Raw genomic sequence first — 17,061 nt, forward strand, 5'->3', positions numbered from 1 at the left:
ACCATGCTTTCGCGAACCGCTTCCGACTTGTACTGGATGTCCCGCTACCTGGAACGTGCAGAAAACCTCGCACGCATGCTCGAGGTCAGCTATTCGCTGTCGCTGATGCCCCAGGCCGGGCGCAGCGACGGCCATGCCGAACTGGCGATGTCGCTGCTGGCCTCGGGCACGCTGGACGACTACATCCGCCGGCACACCGAGCTCGACACCGAGCGCATGCTGCACTTTTTTGCCCTGGACGCGACCAACCCCAGCAGCATCTATTGCTGCCTGCAGGCCGCCAGGACCAATGCCCATGCAGTGCGCGGCCGGATCACCGCCGACATGTGGGAGAACATCAACGCCACCTGGATCGAAATGCGCAACATCGCCAGCAATGGCCTTGGCCGCTATGGCATCAGCCAGTTCTGCGACTGGGTCAAGGAACGCTCGCACCTGTTCCGCGGCGCCACCTCCGGCACCATCATGCGCAACGATGCCTACAGTTTCATCCGCCTGGGCACCTTCCTGGAGCGGGCAGACAACACCCTGCGCCTGCTCGATGCGCGCTACGAAATGTTCGGCGAGGCCTCCGAAGAGGTCAGCGACAGCTCCGCCCGCGGCTATTACCAGTGGAGCGCCCTGCTGCGCGCGCTTACCTCGTATGAAGCCTTCAACGAAATCTATCGCGGCGCACCCAGCGCCCGTCCGGTGTCCGAGCTACTGCTGTTGCGGGTGGACGTGCCGCGCTCGCTGCATGCCTGCATCGAGGAACTGGACCTGATCCTGGCCGGCCTGCCGGGCAACAGCGGCCGCGCCGCCCAGCGCATGGCAGCCGAACTGAACGCGCGCCTGCGCTACACCGCCATTGACGAAATACTCGACGCCGGGTTGCACCCTTGGCTGAGCGACTTCATTGGCCGCGTCAACCAACTGGGCCAGGCCGTCCACCACTCCTACCTGGAGGTCGTATGAAACTGTCCATCCGCCACGACACCACCTACAGCTACGCCAGCGACGTGAGCAACAGCATCCAGTTCCTGCGCCTGACGCCGCGCAGCAGCGAACGCCAGCGCATCAATGACTGGCAACTGGACCTGCCCTGCAAGGTCAAGGGCCAGATCGACCCCTATGGCAACATCCTGCATGTGCTGACCCTGGACAAACCCCATGGCCACCTGGCACTGACCGCCCGCGGCCAGGTCGAGATCGACCCGGACTGCGAACACGAAGCCGAGGGCCAGTCACCCCTGCCGTTCCTGCGCGGCAGCCACCTGACCCTGGCCGACGACGCCCTGGTTGCTTTCGCCGCCCGGCAATGTGGCAGCCACCGCGACCGCGCAGCGCTGATCGGGCTGATGCAAGGCCTGGCCGAGCACATGCCCTACAGCCCCGGCGCCACCTCGGTGGGCACCACGGCCATCGAAGCGTTCAGGGGTGGCGCCGGCGTGTGCCAGGACCACACCCACGCCTTTCTGGCCTGCGCCCGCAGCCTGGGGGTGCCGGCACGCTATGTGTCCGGTTACCTGTGCACCGAGGACGAACAGCACCTGGCCAGCCATGCCTGGGCCGAGGCCTGGGTCGACGACGCCTGGTACAGCTTCGACATCACCAACCGCCTGACCCGGCCAGAACGTCACCTGAAGCTGGCGGTCGGCCTGGACTACCTGGACGCCTGCCCGGTCAGGGGCGTACGCCGCGGTGGTGGCGCCGAAGCCATGCAGGCCAGCGTCCACGTACATCGCCAGTGACGGGTTTGCTGCAGGCCGGTCTTGCCGCACGGTGCGGCAAGACCACTCCACTCGCAACACAAGGGAAACCGCATGACTTACTGCGTCGCCATGCACCTGGAGGACGGGCTTGTCTTCATCAGCGACTCACGCACCAACGCCGGCATCGACCAGATCTCCACCTTTGCCAAGTTGTTCGTTTTCAGCCTGCCGGGCGAGCGGCTGATCGTGCTGCAGACCGCCGGCAACCTGGCAACCTCGCAGTCGGTGGTGAACCTGCTGCGCCAGCGTACCCAGGGCAGCGGCCCTCATCTGCTGAACGTTGCCACGCTCTACGACGCTACGGTGCTGGTTGCCGACACCCTGCGCGAAGTGGTCAGCCGTGACCGCAGCAAGCTTACTGCCGACGTCGACCTGAGCAGTTCATTCATTGTTGGCGGCCAGATAGCCGGCGGGCCCATGGCCATCTACAACGTCTACGCACAAGGCAATTTCTTCCAGGCCACGCCGGATACCCCGTTCCTGCAACTGGGTGAAAGTAAATACGGCAGGCCAATACTCGACCGCAACCTGGATTACCGCACACCGCTCGATGAGGCGCTGCGCTGCGGCCTGATTTCGTTCGACTCCACCATCCGCAGCAACCTGTCGGTGGGTATGCCGCTGGACTTGCTGGTGTACCGCAATAACACCCTGCAAAGCATGACGCGCCAGCGCATCACCAGCGACGATGCCTATTACCAGCAGATTCGCAGGCAGTGGAGTGACGGTCTGAAAACCCTGCTGGCCGAACTGCCAGCGCCGCCTTATGGCTGAATGAGCAAACTGTTCAGATCCTCTGGTGCCTGTACCGGCCTCTTCGCGGGTAAACCCGCTCCCACAGTGGAAGGATCTGGCTTGCACCATCACTCAGGCTACCGCATCACCTGGTAGGAGCAGCCTTGCGCTGCGAAGAGGCCGGTAGGGCTGAAGATCATCTTTGGCTGCAATGGCCTCTTCGCAGCACAAGGCTGCTCCTACAGGTCCGGTACTTGCCTTGGAATCGAGCCAATCAGTTGGACCACGTCAGTGACGTCAATTGCAATGTTCGAGACGCCGTGGGTTATCCTGCGCTCTCACCCCTGTCACGAGGCTGTCATGTCGTCCGCTGCAACACCGGTGCAAACCCACCGCGCCGACCAAGACTCTCGCAATGCCGCCCAGGTGCTCAGCCTGTGCCTGCCCAGTGACGTACTGCTCTACCTGCTACTGCCGATGTACGCAGCCGATTTTGGCGTGACCCTGGCCGAGGCTGGCATTCTGCTGGCGGCCAACCGCCTGGTGCGCATCATCGGCTACGGCTGGGTAGTGCGTTTCTATGCCCGCCACGGTGACCGCGCGGCCTGCAGCCTCGCCGCCTTCGCCGCCGCCGTGTGTGCTCTGGGCAACGCGGTGCTGACCGGTTTCGCCGCGCTGCTGGTGCTGCGCCTGGTCTGGGGCCTGTGCTTCGCCACCTTCAACCTCAGCACCCAGACCCTCGCCACCGCTGAAGCACAAGGCGCGGCGCGGCGTGCCGGGCGTTCGCGGGCGAGCATCTCCATCGGGCCAATGCTGGCCTTGCCGCTGGGTGCGCTGATGGCCCAGGCCTACGGCCCGCGCAGTGTGTTCTTCGTGCTCTGCATCAGTGCCCTGTTCGGGCTGTGGCGTGCACGTGCCCTGCCCAGCACCGGCCACCCGGTCGCCAGCCGGGGTGGCCGGCGCCTGCGCCTGCCAGACAGCATTGCCACCTGGTCCTTCATCGAAGGGGTGGCCCTGGACGGCCTGTTCATCTTTGGCCTTTCGCTTTACGCACAAACCCACCTGGGTGAGTCCGGAGTGCTGGCAGCAGGTGTGCTGATGGCGGTGCGCTACCTGAGCGAAATGCTCTTCAGCCCCTTCGGTGGGCGCCTGGCCGACCGCTTCGGGCCGCTGCGCATGCTGGTGGTGCTGTCACTGGCCACGTCGATGGCGCTGCTGCTGTTTGGCAGCCACTGGCTGTTCATCGGCGCCTTCTTCGTGCTGGTGCTGCGTGCCCTGCAACTGCCGCTGGTGATGACACTGGTCGCCCTGCGCAACCCGCAACAACGCATCCAGGCCCTGGCCGGCAATGCCATATGGCGCGACATCGGCGCTGGGCTCGGGCCGATGCTTGCGGGGGTATTGCTGCCGCAGGTACCGGCGATCTGGGCCTATGCCGGGGCGGCACTGGCGGTTGCGGTGGCAGCGTTGAATTGTGCCTGGTCGGCGCGGCATTGAGCGCTGGCGCCATGCATGACATGGGCTCACCTATGGGGTGAGGAGTGATCGTTTGAGTCGATCAAATCGCTGAAATCTAATGGGCGCAAACCAACAAGAAGCTCGCACGGAAGCGATCAGCGATAGAGAAAACCACACAATGACTCCAACGTTCTCATTACTCGTCCTGGGCACCGCGATACTCCTGATCGTCGTCATGATCAGCAAACTCAAAGTACACCCGTTTCTGGCCTTGATGGCCGCAAGCCTGGTGGTCGGTGTCGGCACCGGCATGGCGCCTACGGCAATCGTGGCGGCATTCGAGAAAGGCATGGGCAGCACGCTGGGCTTTCTTGCCGGCATCATCGGCCTGGGCAGTATCCTCGGCAAACTGCTGGAGGAATCCGGAGGCGCCAGGCGCATCGCCACCACGCTGCTGAACAGGCTGGGGGAACGCAATGCCTCGTGGGCAATGATGCTCGTCGGCTTCATCGCCGGCATCCCGGTATTCTTCGAGGTCGGCTTCGTCCTGCTGATTCCGTTGATCTACGTGGTGGCACGGCAAACCCGCATCAGCATGCTGTCCCTCGGCGTGCCGCTGGCCACTTCGCTGATGGTGGTGCACTGCATTCTCCCGCCACATCCGGCCGCCACAGCCATCACCGGCATGCTCAATGCGGATATCGGTACTGTCATCCTGTACGGCCTGATCGTTGGCCTTCCGACCGCTATCATCGCGGGCCCCGTGTGGGTTCGCTTTACCTGTAGCCGTGAAGCTGGCGAATCCCAGCAGGCCTTCCTGTCTGCGCGCACGGTGGCTCAAGCAGAAGAGCAGGCAATGCCCGCGTTCGGCATCACACTCACCACCGTACTGCTGCCACTGGTGTTGATGGTCGGCAAAACGTTGGCCGTCACGGTCCTGGACAAGGGCTCTGCGCTGTACGAGTGGGTGGCCTTCCTGGGCAGCCCATTGATTGCCCTGACGCTGTCGGTGGTGTTCGCCTACTGGGCGCTGGGCTTGCGTCGCGGCCTGGATATGGCGCACCTGCTGAGCCTGACCCAGCGCTGTTTCCCTCCCCTGGCCGGCATTCTGCTGATCATCGGTGCCGGCGGTGCCTTCAACGACATGCTCGTGGGCAGCGGCATCGGCAAGGCACTGGCCGATGTGCTGAACCAGACGCAGCTCAACCCGATCATCCTCGCCTGGTTGATCGCCGGGATCATGCACTTTGCCGTCGGCTCGGCCACCGTCGCGATGATTAGCGCGGCCGGCATGGTAATGCCGATCCTTGGCCAGCACCCTGAATACAACCGGGAAATCCTGGTGATCGCCATCGGTGCGGGCGCCATCGGCTGGACCCACATCACCGACTCGGCGTTCTGGGTGGTGAAGGAATACCTGGGCCTTTCCCTGAGTGATGCACTGAAGAAGTTCACTGCCGCTACAGTGCTGGCCTCGGTAGTCGCCTTGTGCCTGACCCTGCTCCTTTCGAAGATTGTCTGATCTACTCTGCACATACCGCACTACAGGTGAAATCATGATTCACGGAAAAACCCTGGAAGCCTGGCAACAAAGCCACCCGATCATCGCCGAGCTGGTGGCCCTGAAGCCAACCAGCTGGTTCAACCCTGGCATCGCCAAGGCTGCAGAAGCCCTGCGCGACGTGGGCCTGACGGCGGCTGACGTGCAAGCCACCAGCGCGCGGCTGCAGCGGTTCGCGCCCTACCTGGCCACCGTGTTCCCCGAGACGGCAGCGGCCGGCGGGGTCATCGAGTCGCACATTACCCCGCTGCCACAGCTGCGCCAGCTGCTTGTCCAGGAGGGATCGCTGCAGAACGTGGGCAGCCTGTGGCTCAAGGCGGACAGCGACTTGCCTATCTCCGGCTCGATCAAAGCCCGGGGCGGCATCCATGAAGTGCTCAAGCACGCCGAGGACCTGGCCCTGGCGGCCGGCTTGATCACCCCCACGGATGACTACACCAAACTGGCGAGCGACCAGGCCCGCGCATTCTTCAGCCAGTACAAGATCGCAGTGGGCTCGACCGGCAACCTGGGGCTGTCGATTGGCATCATGAGCGCCAAGCTGGGCTTTCAGGTGAGCGTGCACATGTCGTCTGACGCCAGGCAATGGAAGAAGGACAAGCTGCGGGCCAACGGCGTCACGGTGGTCGAACACGCCTCCGACTACAGCGTGGCGGTCGAGCAAGGCCGCCAGCAGGCGGCATCAGACCCCAGCTGTTACTTTGTCGACGACGAAAATTCCCCACAGCTGTTTCTCGGCTATGCCGTGGCCGCCGAACGGTTGGCGCGGCAATTCGACCAGGCGGGCATCCAGGTAAACGCAGATCATCCATTGTTCGTGTACCTGCCGTGCGGCGTAGGGGGCGGCCCAGGCGGTGTTGCGTTCGGGCTGAAGCTGGTATTCGGCGATGCGGTGCACTGCATCTTCGCCGAGCCCACCCATTCCCCCTGCATGCTGCTGGGTGTCTATACCGGCCTGCACGATGAAACCAGCGTGCAGGACTTCGGCATCGACAACATCACCGCTGCCGACGGCCTGGCGGTCGGGCGCCCATCAGGGTTTGTCGGCAAAGCCATGCAGCGCCTGATCGATGGTTACTACACCGTGACCGACGAAGAACTGTACCGCTTGATGGTCATCGCCCATGAGCAGGACAAGGTCAAACTGGAACCCTCTGCCCTGGCCGGCGTACCCGGTATGCTGCGGGTGCTGCAAGCAGGCGAGTACCTGGCTCGCCAGGGCTTCACCCCAACCCAGCTGCAGCAGGCTACCCACCTCGTCTGGGGGACGGGTGGCAGCATGGTGCCGGACGATGAATTCAACGCCTATCTGGCGAAAGGGCGCAGCCTGCAGGCAAACGTGTAACCGCAATCTGCTAACGGCGCAGGAAGGATTGATCAATGATAAAGCCCGGCGGCGGCGCCGTGAAACTCAATGGCTCGCACCTGGGCAGCCTGCATGTCTTTCTGGTGGCGGCACGCCACTTGAGCTTCTCGCGCGCCGCCGATGAGCTGTGCCTGACCGCCAGTGCCGTGAGCCATCGCATCAATCGCCTGGAAGATGAGCTGGCGCTCAAGCTGTTCCACCGCATGCCGCGCAAGGTCAGCCTCACCGAAGACGGCGAGCGCCTGTTCGCGGTCATGCAACGGACCATGGATGAGTTAAGCGAAGCCGTGCAAGAACGTGCTCACGCCGAAATCGCCGGCCAGTTGACGTTGTATGTGCGCCCGTCCGTCGCACAATGCTGGCTGGTGCCGCGGCTGGCGCAGTTCACTGCCCGCTACCCTGATATTCAGCTGGATATCAGGGTGGGCAACGAGAGCATCGATTACCGCACCCGCAAGATCGACCTGGTCCTGTGTTATTCGGATGGCCATCATCCGGGGTTGCAGAGCATCCACTTGATGGACGAGCGGATTGCCCCGGTGTGCTCCCCCCGTTATGCAGAAACCCATGCACTGACCGGTGACCTGCACCCCCTGGATCACTGCACCGCCTTGCATGACGTAGCGGCCTGGGACAACGCTGCATTCGATGCAGAATGGCAGCTCTGGGCCAACACCACAGGTACGGGTATCAGCCTCCCGCGCCGATTCCTCACATTCGATCGCTCCGACCTGTGCACGCTCGCCGCGCTGAATCACGTAGGCATCGCCATTGGCCGCGAACAGCTGGTCAAGGATCGCATTACACGAGGTGAGCTGGTTTTGCCGTTCGGTGGTTTCGTCGACACCCCCAACTATGGCTATTACCTGGTCTACCCGCATCATGACCCGATGCCCAAACGCCTGCAGGTGTTGATCGACTGGCTCGTGAAAGAAGCCTGCACTGACCTTTAGGAGCGGCCAGTGCAGGCCCAAGGACTGGGTCAGGCGCGGATACACTGGGCAAACGGCCGGGGAGATATCCGAGCCGGTAGGGTTGTGGCACACCGGCTGGATGAGGAACAAACGGGGCCAGTTCAGCCTGTGTCATGTCCAAAGCCTCAACAACGCCGCGAACGTTACAGGTTCGCAGCGTTATGCGTTCACAGCCGTGGCTCAAGCGATCAGCAAGGAATGCCCGCCAGCGGCCAGACAGGTGCTTGCGTCGCTTTGGCCATAGTGCGTTTTCGCGCCCACTGGGTCAGTGCGGCCATCAGGGCAAAGCCGAGCAGGATCATGACGGGATAGGCCAGCAACAACTCGGTCAGCGAATACTTCCAGGCCAGCGGCCGACCGACACCCAACATTGCCGCATATAACCAGGACACACCGGACAATGCGCCGGAGAACAGTGCAAACATGCGCACGCCGATATTCAGGTCAAGCAAAGAGCCCGCCTTGAGTAAAGCCGGCAAGACATAGCGGTGCAACAACATGCCATTGAATGTCAGCAACAGGACAATAATAACTTTGGCGTGAAGTTTCGGATTGGCAAAGTAACTCACGCCTTTTTCAAGGTAGTCGACACCGATGACGGCAGCCCCGGTGAGCCACAAGAACATCAAGGCGTTCGTTACAGACTTCTGCAAACGTGCCATATGCCTACCGTCATGCCCGGCCGGTTGATGCCCCTTCAACAAGTCCCTGACCATCTCGGCATCGCTGGCAAACACCAGCCCGATGGCAACGCAGCAGGCCAGCAAATGAACATAAATAACCGACAACCGCACCAGCTCCATGGATTCTTTCTGCCCGAACAGGCTAATAATTGTATTAAACTCCACGTCGAATTCTCCACGTAATGCATTAGCGCTAGCGGGCCTTGCTACAGGCGTGCGAACGGCGTGGTCGCAGCGGCAAGCCCCCATTCATATCGTTAATTGAAACAGCGGATTGAAACTTGAATACACAGCGGCTCAACCGTTGAGCCTCGGTTTGGCATAGGCGTTACTCCATGATCAGAGACAATAAAAATCCCCATGTGCATCCCTGCGGCGCACATGCGTTTTAAGGTTGATAACTTCCTGGAAGGTGCCAAGTGCAACTCATGCGAATACACCTGCTGGCAAATATGAGCCATCAACAGTGAAATCGTTCATTTCTTGGGCAAAAGCACCGACCAGCGGTATTTAAAGCCGCACTAGTTAGTTTGCTAGCTTCTTGCAAGCTGACCGAACGGTAAAGTTTTTGATCACTGGATCCAAACTTTGCAACGGGCCTTCACGGCTCTACTTCGTTGTTCGCAGGGCAACTCCAAATCAGGGGAGTGTACAGCGCCACCCCATTTCATTTTTTCGCGGGCAAGCCCGCTCCCACAGGTACAGCGCAGGCTTCGGGCAAAGGCAGTAATCGCGCCCCCAATGAGCCCTGCGCAATCAATGCTCCTGTAGCAACTGGCTCAATACCGCGCGCAATTTCCCAGGCTTGACCGGTTTGTTCAAAAGCGGCGCCCCCAGTTTCTGCAAGCCCCGCCGGCATTGATCGCTGCGGTCGGCGGTGATGATCACCGCCGGTATGGCAACCGCAAAATGCTCACGCAAATACCTGACCACCTCGCAACCCACCACGCCATGGTCCAGGTGGTAGTCGGCCAGGATCAATTCCGGGGCCTGCCCCTGCAAGGCCAGCAAAGCACCTGCCTGGTCGGTCGCGGTCACCACTTCGCAGCCCCACTGCCCAAGCAGCGCGCCCATGCTCTCAAGGATGCTCACTTCGTTGTCCAGTACCAACAGCCGGCGGCCCGGTAGCGGGTTGCCGACGCTTGGCAGCGGCACAGCCTGGTGAGCGGCCAGCGGCACCTCTTTACCCAGCGGGACCTCGATGCTGAACACCGAGCCACGCCCCGGCCACGAACGTACCTCAATCCGGTAGCCGAGAATCTTGGCAATCCGCTCGACGATGGCCAACCCCAGCCCCACGCCCTTGCGATCCGCTGCGCGGCCGACGTCCAGTTGGTTGAACTCAAGGAAGATCGCCTGCAGCCGGTCTTCGGCGATACCCCGCCCGGTATCCCACACTTCCAGCCGCAAATGACCACCCCGGCGCCTTGCCCCCAGCAAGATCCGGCCTTCGTCGGTGTAGCGGCAGGCGTTGCTGAGGAAGTTGCGCAGGATACGTGTCATCAGCCGCAGGTCAGTGCTGATGGCACAATCCGGGATGCGCGCATGCAGCTTGAGGCCTTCCGCATCGGCCACCGAGCGGAACTCCGAAACCAGTGGTGCGAACAACTCGTCGAGGCGGTACACGGCCACGTCCGGCTTCACCGCTGCCTGGTCGAGCCGGGAAATGTCCAGCAGGTCGGTCAGCAAGTCTTCGGCGCCCTCAAGGGCCTGGTGGGTACGCTCCACCAGCACGTGCTCGGCCTCTGGCAATGGCCGCTCGCGCAAGGTGGAGATCAACAGGCGGGCGGCGTTCAGCGGTTGCAGCAGGTCATGGCTGGCGGCGGCCAGGTATTTGTCCTTGCTGCGGTTGGCAGCTTCTGCAGCATCGCGGGCCTCCAGCAATTCATCGGTACGCGCAGCAACCCGTTGCTCCAGCTCGTCATTGAGCTGTTGCAGGCGTTGCTGGGCCAGCTTGCGTTCGGTGATGTCGGCGACAAAACCCTCCACCAGCCCTTCCTGCCCGGGCTTGAGCAGCAGGTTCATCAGCACATCGAGGTGGCTGCCGTCCTTGCGCCGCAAGCGGGTTTCATAGCCGTGCAGGCTGCGCTCACGGGCGAGGATCGCGGTAATCGCCTGCAACTCCTCGGCACCGCCGTCGAACAGGTTGGCGGCCAGGTCCGTCAGGGAAAACAGCACCGCTTGCGGGTCCTCGTAGCCCAGCATGCGCGCCAGCGCCGGATTGGCGGCACGCATGCCGTCCTGCAGGCTAGCCTGGAAAATCCCGTGCACGGCATTTTCGAACAGCCACTTGTAGCGGTTGCGCTCGGCCTCCAGCTCGTCCAGGCGGGCGGAAAGCTCCGGGTAATGGCTTTTGCGTGCCGAGTGGTCGCCCAGCCCCAACAGCCCGGCCAGTGCCCGCTGCTGCTCGTCAGAGGGCCTCGCCATAAACGACCTCGACATCACGCTGGCTCGACGCACGGGGGTTGGTGAGGATGCACGGGTCATCCATCGCATGTTGCGACAGGAACGGAATGTCCGCGGTGCGCACCCCATGCAGGCCCAGGGTTTCATGGAAGCCGATGGCGTGCTTCAGGGCAATCAGGTGCTCCACCAGGCGCCCGCAGATCTGCCGCTGGTTGAGGCCGCGGCAATCAATACCGAACACCTCGGCAATCACCTTGAAGCGCTCTGGCGCCGAGCTGTAGTTGAACGCCACCACGTGCTCCACCAGCACGGCGTTGCACAAGCCATGGGGCAAGTCGAGGAAGCCGCCCAGGCTGTGGGACATGGCATGAACCGCGCCCAGAATCGCATTGGAGAACGCCAGCCCCGCCTGCATGCTGCCCAGCATGATCTTCTCGCGCAGGCCGATATCGGCCGGGTTGGCGATCATCTCCACCAAGTTGCCGTTGATCAGGCGCATGGCTTCCAGCGCGTGGGGGTCGGTCAGCGGGCCGTGGCCGGTGGAAACAAAGGCTTCGATGGCATGCACCAGCGCATCGATACCGGTGCAGGCCGACAGGAACGGGTCCATGCTCAGGGTGGTTTGCGGGTCGATCAGCGACACGTCCGGCACCACCGCCTTGCTGACGATGGAGAACTTCATGCGTTCCTGCTGGTTGGAGATGATCACGAACTGCGAAACGTCCGCCGAGGTGCCGGCCGTGGTCGGGATCAGGATCAGCGGCGGGCTGGGCACGCGGATCGTGTCCACGCCTTCGAATTCGAGGATGCTGCGCCCGTGGGCCACCACGATACCGATGGCCTTGCCGCAATCCATCGGGCTGCCGCCGCCGACGGCGACGATCACATCGCAGTGGTTCTGCCGGTAGATCTCGGCGCCGAGCATCACCTCTTCGACCCGCGGGTTGGGCGACACGGCCGTATACAGGCAGTAATCGATGCCCTGGGCCTGCAAGCTGGCCTCTACGTCCGCCACCCAGCCGGCGGCGATCACGCCCGGGTCGCTGACCACCAGCACCTTGCGGGCACCGAAGGTTTTCGCGTAATTGGCGACGTTATGCCGGCATCCGGCACCAAAGATGATTTCAGGCGATACGAACTTGCGAAGCGGGCTGAAACTCTGGCTCATTGGCAAGCCTGTTCTTATTGTTCTGAAAGGTAACCGCCAGCGTAAAGCATCCCGCAGCGAAAGCAACCAGACCAATGAGCAGCACTGGCTCAGCCACGGGCAGTCAGAGGAACCGGCCACCGTAGTGATGGCCGGGTGGCACATCAACGGTTGGCGAAATACATCGTCACTTCAAAGCCGATGCGCAGGTCGGTAAAGGCAGGTTTATTCCACATGGGCAGTCCTCTTCTTGTGCCGGGGGAGTCCGGTAGATGCATTAATGCACGGGGGGCGCCAGGGCCGAATGCTACTTTGGAAGGAGCTTGCAGGGTGCGTTGGTAGGGGATTTTGTTTCCTGTGCCGGCCTTTTCGCGGGCATGCCCGCGAAAAGGCCGCGACGCGGTCTAGAAGAAGCCCAGCGGGTTGATGTCGTAGCTTACCAACAGGTTCTTGGTCTGCTGGTAGTGGTCGAGCATCATCTTGTGGGTCTCACGGCCCACGCCAGACTTCTTGTAGCCGCCAAACGCTGCATGGGCCGGGTACAGGTGGTAGCAGTTGGTCCACACGCGGCCGGCCTTGATGCCGCGGCCCATCCGGTAGGCGCGGTTGATGTCGCGGGTCCACAGGCCGGCGCCCAGGCCAAACTCCGTGTCGTTGGCAATCGCCAGCGCTTCGGCTTCGTCCTTGAAGGTGGTCACGCCCACCACCGGGCCGAAGATTTCTTCCTGGAACACACGCATCTTGTTGTTGCCTTTGAGCAGGGTCGGCTGGATGTAGTAACCGCTGCCCAGGTCGCCCTGCAGCCGCTCGGCAGCGCCGCCGGTGAGCAGCTGCGCGCCCTCCTCCTTGGCAATCTGCAGATAGGACAGAATCTTGTCGTATTGCTGCTCTGAAGCCTGGGCACCAACCATGGTCTCGGTGTCCAGCGGGTTGCCCCGCGTTATCTTGGCGATCTTCTTCATCACCTCGGCCATGAATGGCTCGTAGATCGATTCCTGGATCAGTGCCCGTGACGGGCAGGTGCACACCTCGCCCTGGTTGAAGAACGCCAGCACCAGGCCCTCGGCGGCCTTCTCGATGAACGCGGGCTCGGCCTGCATGATGTCTTCGAAGAAGATGTTCGGCGACTTGCCGCCCAGTTCGACGGTGGACGGGATGATGTTCTCGGCCGCGCATTTCATGATGTGCGAACCCACCGGGGTGGAGCCGGTGAAGGCGATCTTGGCGATGCGCTTGCTGGTGGCCAAGGCCTCGCCGGCCTCACGGCCGAAGCCCTGGACGATGTTCAACACGCCCGCCGGCAGCAGGTCGGCCACCAGCTCGGCAAAAATGGTGATCGACAGTGGCGTCTGCTCGGCCGGCTTGAGCACCACACAGTTGCCGGCGGCCAGGGCCGGGGCAAGCTTCCAGGCGGCCATCAGCAGCGGGAAGTTCCAGGGGATGATCTGCCCGACCACGCCCAGCGGCTCATGGATGTGATAAGCCACGGTGCCTTCGTTGATTTCGGCCGCGCCGCCCTCCTGGGCACGGATGCAACCGGCAAAATAGCGGAAGTGGTCCGCTGCCAGCGGCACGTCGGCATTGAGCGTTTCGCGCACCGCCTTGCCGTTGTCCCAGCTTTCGGTGACGGCCAGCACTTCCAGGTTCTGTTCGATACGGTCGGCAATCTTCAGCAGCACCAGGGCGCGGTCTTGCACCGAGGTCTTGCCCCAGGCTTCGGCGGCTGCGTGTGCGGCGTCCAGGGCGCGGTCGACGTCCTGGGCAGTGGAACGCGGGAATTCGGCAATCGGCTGGCCATTGACCGGCGAACTGTTGGTGAAGTACTGGCCAGCCAACGGTTGCACGAACTCGCCATTGATGAAGTTGCCATAACGTGGCTTGAAGGACACGACGGCGCCTGGGGTTCCGGGTTGTGCGTAGATCATGCTGAGCCTCTGCGGGTCGATGCCTGTCCCACGACAGGCGATGGACCGATGGTAAAAAGCCCCGCGTGCCAGGCGAATGCATCGTTGGCAGCGGGGCTCTCGTCATTTGGTAGTAGGGCTGCTTGCCTCAGGCCACTGCTTTATGGCTTGGCGCTGGCCGTTTGCTGCAGCTGCTTGGGCAGCTTGAAGGTCCAGAGCATGCCGCCCTGGTTGAAGTCCTTGACCCGCTTGGCCACTTCGCCACCCCACAGCGGTACCGCGCCGCCCCAGCCGGAGACCACCGACACGTATTGCTCGCCGTCCATTTCCCAGGTCACGGGCGAACCAAGCACGCCGGAGCCGGTCTGGAATTCCCAGACCTTGTCGCCGGTCTTGGCGTTGAAGGCCTGCAGGAAGCCTTCCGGCGTGCCGGTGAACACCAGGTTGCCCTTGGTGGTCAGCACCCCGCCCCACAGCGGCGCGTAGTTCTTGTGCCGCCACACCTCCTTGCCACTGATCGGGTCGATGGCACGCAGCACGCCGATGTAGTCTTCGTTGAGCGGCTTGATGGTGAAGCCGGCGCCGAGGAACGCCGCGCCTTTCTTGTAGGCGATGCCTTCGTTCCAGATGTCCATGCCCCACTCGTTGGAGGGCACGTAGAACAGCCCGGTGTCCTTGTTGTAGGCCATCGGCATCCAGTTCTTGGCGCCGAGGAACGCCGGGGCGACGAACACCGAGCTGCCCTTGGCTTCGCTGCCGGGTGCGCCTGGGCGGCTGGCCTCGTTGTAGATCGGCCGGCCGTCCTTGTCCAGGCCGGTGGCCCAGGTGATCTTGTCGACGAAGGGGAAGCCGCGAATGAACTTGCCGTTGGTGCGGTCCAGCACGTAGAAGAAGCCGTTGCGGTCGGCGGTGGCGGCGGCCTTGACCTCCTTGCCGCCATCCTTGTAGTTGAACGAGATCAGTTCGTTGACGCCGTCGAAGTCCCAGCCGTCATGCGGCGTGCTCTGGAAGTGCCACTTGATGGTGCCGTCGTCCGGGTTCAGCGCCAGGCGCGACGAGGAATACAGGTTGTCACCGGGGCGCAGGTGCGAGTTCCACGGTGCCGGGTTGCCGGTGCCGAACAGGATCAGGTTGGTTTCCGGGTCGTAGTAACCGCCCAGCCAGGGCGCAGCGCCGCCGGTCTTCCACAGGTCCCCGGGCCAGGTCTTGCCCGCCTCGCCGCCGGAAATACCATTTTCGATGGCCTTGCCGTCCTTGTACACGTAGCCCATGTGCCCTTCCACGGTGGGGCGCATCCACAGCAGCTCGCCATTTTCCGGGTTGTAGGCCTGGATCTTGCCCACCACGCCGAACTCGCCACCGGCGACGCCGGTGATCAGCTTGCCGTTGACGATCATGGGCGCGGCGCTGATGGAATAGCCTTCCTTGTGGTCGGCCACCTTCTTGCTCCAGACCACCTTGCCGGTGTCCTTGTTCAGGGCCACCAGTTTGGCGTCCAGGGTGCCGAAGAACACCAGGTCGCCGTACAGCGCCACGCCGCGGTTGATCACGTCGCAGCAGGGGCGGATGTCATCCGGCAGGCGTGCATCGTATTGCCACAGTTTCTTGCCGGTGCGCGCATCCACGGCGAACACCCGCGAGTAGGAACCGGTCAGGTACATCACCCCGTCCTTGATCAGCGGCTGGGCCTGCTGGCCGCGTTGCTTTTCACCACCGAAGGAGAACGCCCAGACCGGCCGCAGTTCCTTGACGTTGTTGGCATTGAGCAGGTCCAGCGGGCTGTAGCGCTGGCCCTGCACACCCAGGCCATTGGTCACGATCTGCTGCGGGTTCTTCGGGTCCTGGAGGATTTCTTCAGTGCTGACAGCGGCGTGGGCTGCACCGGCAAGCAGCATGGCGCTGAGCACCAGGCTCACGGCGAACATGGGGCGACGCGGGGATCGGGTCATGACGGCTACCTTTGGTTTTTTTGTTGTGCCCGGGAAAATTTCCCGGTGTGCCGGGAATTCTTGGTTGCCGCCAGTTCGCCAACAATTGCCCGCAGTGCGGAGTTTTCTAGTTCCTTGGTACAGGGCTGCGTCCCCAAGACAAGCGCGATCCCTTGGGGATAGCGTCAGGGGTTGGCGTCGACCCTCTGGAGTTGTTGGCGTTCGTAGCGGGGATACAGATGGCTGACACTGCGAATCAACTCATAACGGGTCAGGGTGATCCCGGCAAAGCGTTCGGGGATGGGGCTGCGGATCATCTCGGCCATGTCGTCGCCACGCGCCGCGCCGTCGCGCATCAGGCCATCCAGCCAGCCCAGGTAATCACGCATCTGCGCAAACGGCCGGGCATCGCTGGCCACCGGCCCGTGCCCGGGCACAAGCAGCTTCCAGGGCAAGGCTTGCAGGGTGTCCAGGTCCTTTTGCCACACCCCCAGCCCCGGGCTGTTGGGGGTGGTCAAGGCACGCTCGTAGAACACCAGGTCGCCAGCGAACAGCACGCCGGTCTTCTCATCCAGAATCGCCAGGTCGGCGCCGGTATGCCCGCCTAGCTCCAGCAACCGCAGGCGGTGCCCGCCCACCTCGTGGATACCCGGCTGCAGCACCTGGGTAGGCAGCACCACTTCGGTGCCGCGCATCCAGTCGCCGACCAGGCGGTACATGTTCTCGGCCATGGCCTCGCCCTGCTGGCGCAGCAAGTCGCCGGTACCGGCCAAGGCCCCAATAGGCACATCGGCAAAGGCCTGGTTGCCCAGTACATGGTCAGGGTGATGATGGGTCAGCAGCACTTCCAGCACCGGCTTGTCGGTGGTGGCGGCAATCGCCTGGCGCAACGCGTCGCCGTAACGCTTCGACGGCCCGCTGTCGATCACCACCACACCGCTGTCGGTGACAATGAACGCGGTATTGACGATATTGCCGCCATTGGCCTTGGCGAAGTTGTCGGTGCTGCCCTCCAGTAGCCAGGTACCCTCCGCAATCTGCCGGGGCACAAGCCGATAGTCCAGGTCTGCCTGGGCCGGCAGCCCCAGGCACAGCAGCAACAGCATCATCCAACGCATGAAGAGCGCCTCTGGTCAGGGGTGAAATCG

The 17,061-nt window shown here is 62.8% G+C and carries 14 protein-coding genes; 7 read left to right on the forward strand and 7 right to left on the reverse strand.

Going from position 1 to position 17,061, the window contains the following annotated elements; all coding sequences use genetic code 11:
- The first annotated feature begins 3 nt into the window (after positions 1 to 3).
- The 7 genes from SB765_RS15595 to dsdC all read left to right on the forward strand — a co-directional run bounded on the left by SB765_RS15595 (position 4) and on the right by dsdC (position 7,824).
- On the forward strand, positions 4 to 954 hold the full coding sequence (locus tag SB765_RS15595) for an alpha-E domain-containing protein (RefSeq protein WP_016500207.1): 951 nt from the start codon (positions 4 to 6) through the stop codon (positions 952 to 954).
- Entirely contained in the window at positions 951 to 1,730 is a 780-nt protein-coding gene (locus SB765_RS15600) for a transglutaminase N-terminal domain-containing protein (RefSeq protein ID WP_016500208.1), read from the forward strand. Before SB765_RS15595 ends, SB765_RS15600 begins: the two co-directional genes overlap by 4 nt.
- 72 nt (positions 1,731 to 1,802) lie before the next feature.
- Entirely contained in the window at positions 1,803 to 2,525 is a 723-nt protein-coding gene (locus SB765_RS15605) for a peptidase (protein ID WP_341795885.1), read from the forward strand.
- Positions 2,526 to 2,846: 321 nt separating this feature from the next.
- On the forward strand, positions 2,847 to 3,983 hold the full coding sequence (locus SB765_RS15610) for an MFS transporter (RefSeq protein ID WP_049274391.1): 1,137 nt from the start codon (positions 2,847 to 2,849) through the stop codon (positions 3,981 to 3,983).
- Between the two features lie 139 nt (positions 3,984 to 4,122).
- Positions 4,123 to 5,466 carry a gluconate:H+ symporter gene (locus SB765_RS15615; RefSeq protein ID WP_341795886.1) on the forward strand — a complete coding sequence of 448 codons (1,344 nt, stop codon included), beginning with the start codon at positions 4,123 to 4,125 and terminating at the stop codon, positions 5,464 to 5,466.
- Between the two features lie 34 nt (positions 5,467 to 5,500).
- Positions 5,501 to 6,850 carry a D-serine ammonia-lyase gene (locus tag SB765_RS15620; protein WP_341795887.1) on the forward strand — a complete coding sequence of 450 codons (1,350 nt, stop codon included), beginning with the start codon at positions 5,501 to 5,503 and terminating at the stop codon, positions 6,848 to 6,850.
- 35 nt (positions 6,851 to 6,885) lie between these two features.
- Positions 6,886 to 7,824, forward strand: coding sequence for a DNA-binding transcriptional regulator DsdC (gene dsdC / locus SB765_RS15625; protein ID WP_410931542.1), 939 nt, complete (start codon positions 6,886 to 6,888; stop codon positions 7,822 to 7,824).
- Between the two features lie 209 nt (positions 7,825 to 8,033).
- Here dsdC and SB765_RS15630 read toward each other — a convergent pair whose 3' ends face one another.
- The 7 genes from SB765_RS15630 to SB765_RS15660 all read right to left on the reverse strand — a co-directional run bounded on the left by SB765_RS15630 (position 8,034) and on the right by SB765_RS15660 (position 17,031).
- Positions 8,034 to 8,648: a hypothetical protein gene (locus SB765_RS15630; protein ID WP_341798895.1), complete on the reverse strand. Its 615-nt coding sequence runs from the start codon at positions 8,646 to 8,648 to the stop codon at positions 8,034 to 8,036.
- 636 nt (positions 8,649 to 9,284) lie between these two features.
- Entirely contained in the window at positions 9,285 to 10,955 is a 1,671-nt protein-coding gene (locus SB765_RS15635) for a NahK/ErcS family hybrid sensor histidine kinase/response regulator (RefSeq protein ID WP_410931543.1), read from the reverse strand.
- Positions 10,939 to 12,102, reverse strand: coding sequence for an alcohol dehydrogenase-like regulatory protein ErcA (gene ercA / locus SB765_RS15640; protein ID WP_410931544.1), 1,164 nt, complete (start codon positions 12,100 to 12,102; stop codon positions 10,939 to 10,941). The genes SB765_RS15635 and ercA overlap by 17 nt, the downstream gene beginning before the upstream one ends.
- Positions 12,103 to 12,245: 143 nt before the next feature.
- A complete protein-coding gene (pqqA, locus tag SB765_RS15645) occupies positions 12,246 to 12,317 on the reverse strand; it encodes a pyrroloquinoline quinone precursor peptide PqqA (protein WP_010455123.1) in 72 nt (23 codons plus the stop codon).
- Between the two features lie 168 nt (positions 12,318 to 12,485).
- The gene (locus SB765_RS15650; protein ID WP_341795890.1) at positions 12,486 to 14,006 is read right to left on the reverse strand and encodes an aldehyde dehydrogenase family protein; all 1,521 of its coding nucleotides are present in this window, start codon (positions 14,004 to 14,006) and stop codon (positions 12,486 to 12,488) included.
- A 140-nt stretch (positions 14,007 to 14,146) separates the two neighbouring features.
- Positions 14,147 to 15,934 (reverse strand): PQQ-dependent alcohol dehydrogenase PedH, encoded by a 1,788-nt coding sequence (gene pedH / locus SB765_RS15655; protein WP_341795891.1) that lies wholly within the window; start codon positions 15,932 to 15,934, stop codon positions 14,147 to 14,149.
- Positions 15,935 to 16,098: 164 nt separating this feature from the next.
- Entirely contained in the window at positions 16,099 to 17,031 is a 933-nt protein-coding gene (locus SB765_RS15660) for a quinoprotein relay system zinc metallohydrolase 1 (RefSeq protein ID WP_410931545.1), read from the reverse strand.
- Positions 17,032 to 17,061: the final 30 nt, after the last annotated feature.

The organism is Pseudomonas sp. SIMBA_067 (assembly GCF_046534675.1).
GTDB classification, from domain to species: domain Bacteria; phylum Pseudomonadota; class Gammaproteobacteria; order Pseudomonadales; family Pseudomonadaceae; genus Aquipseudomonas; species Aquipseudomonas putida.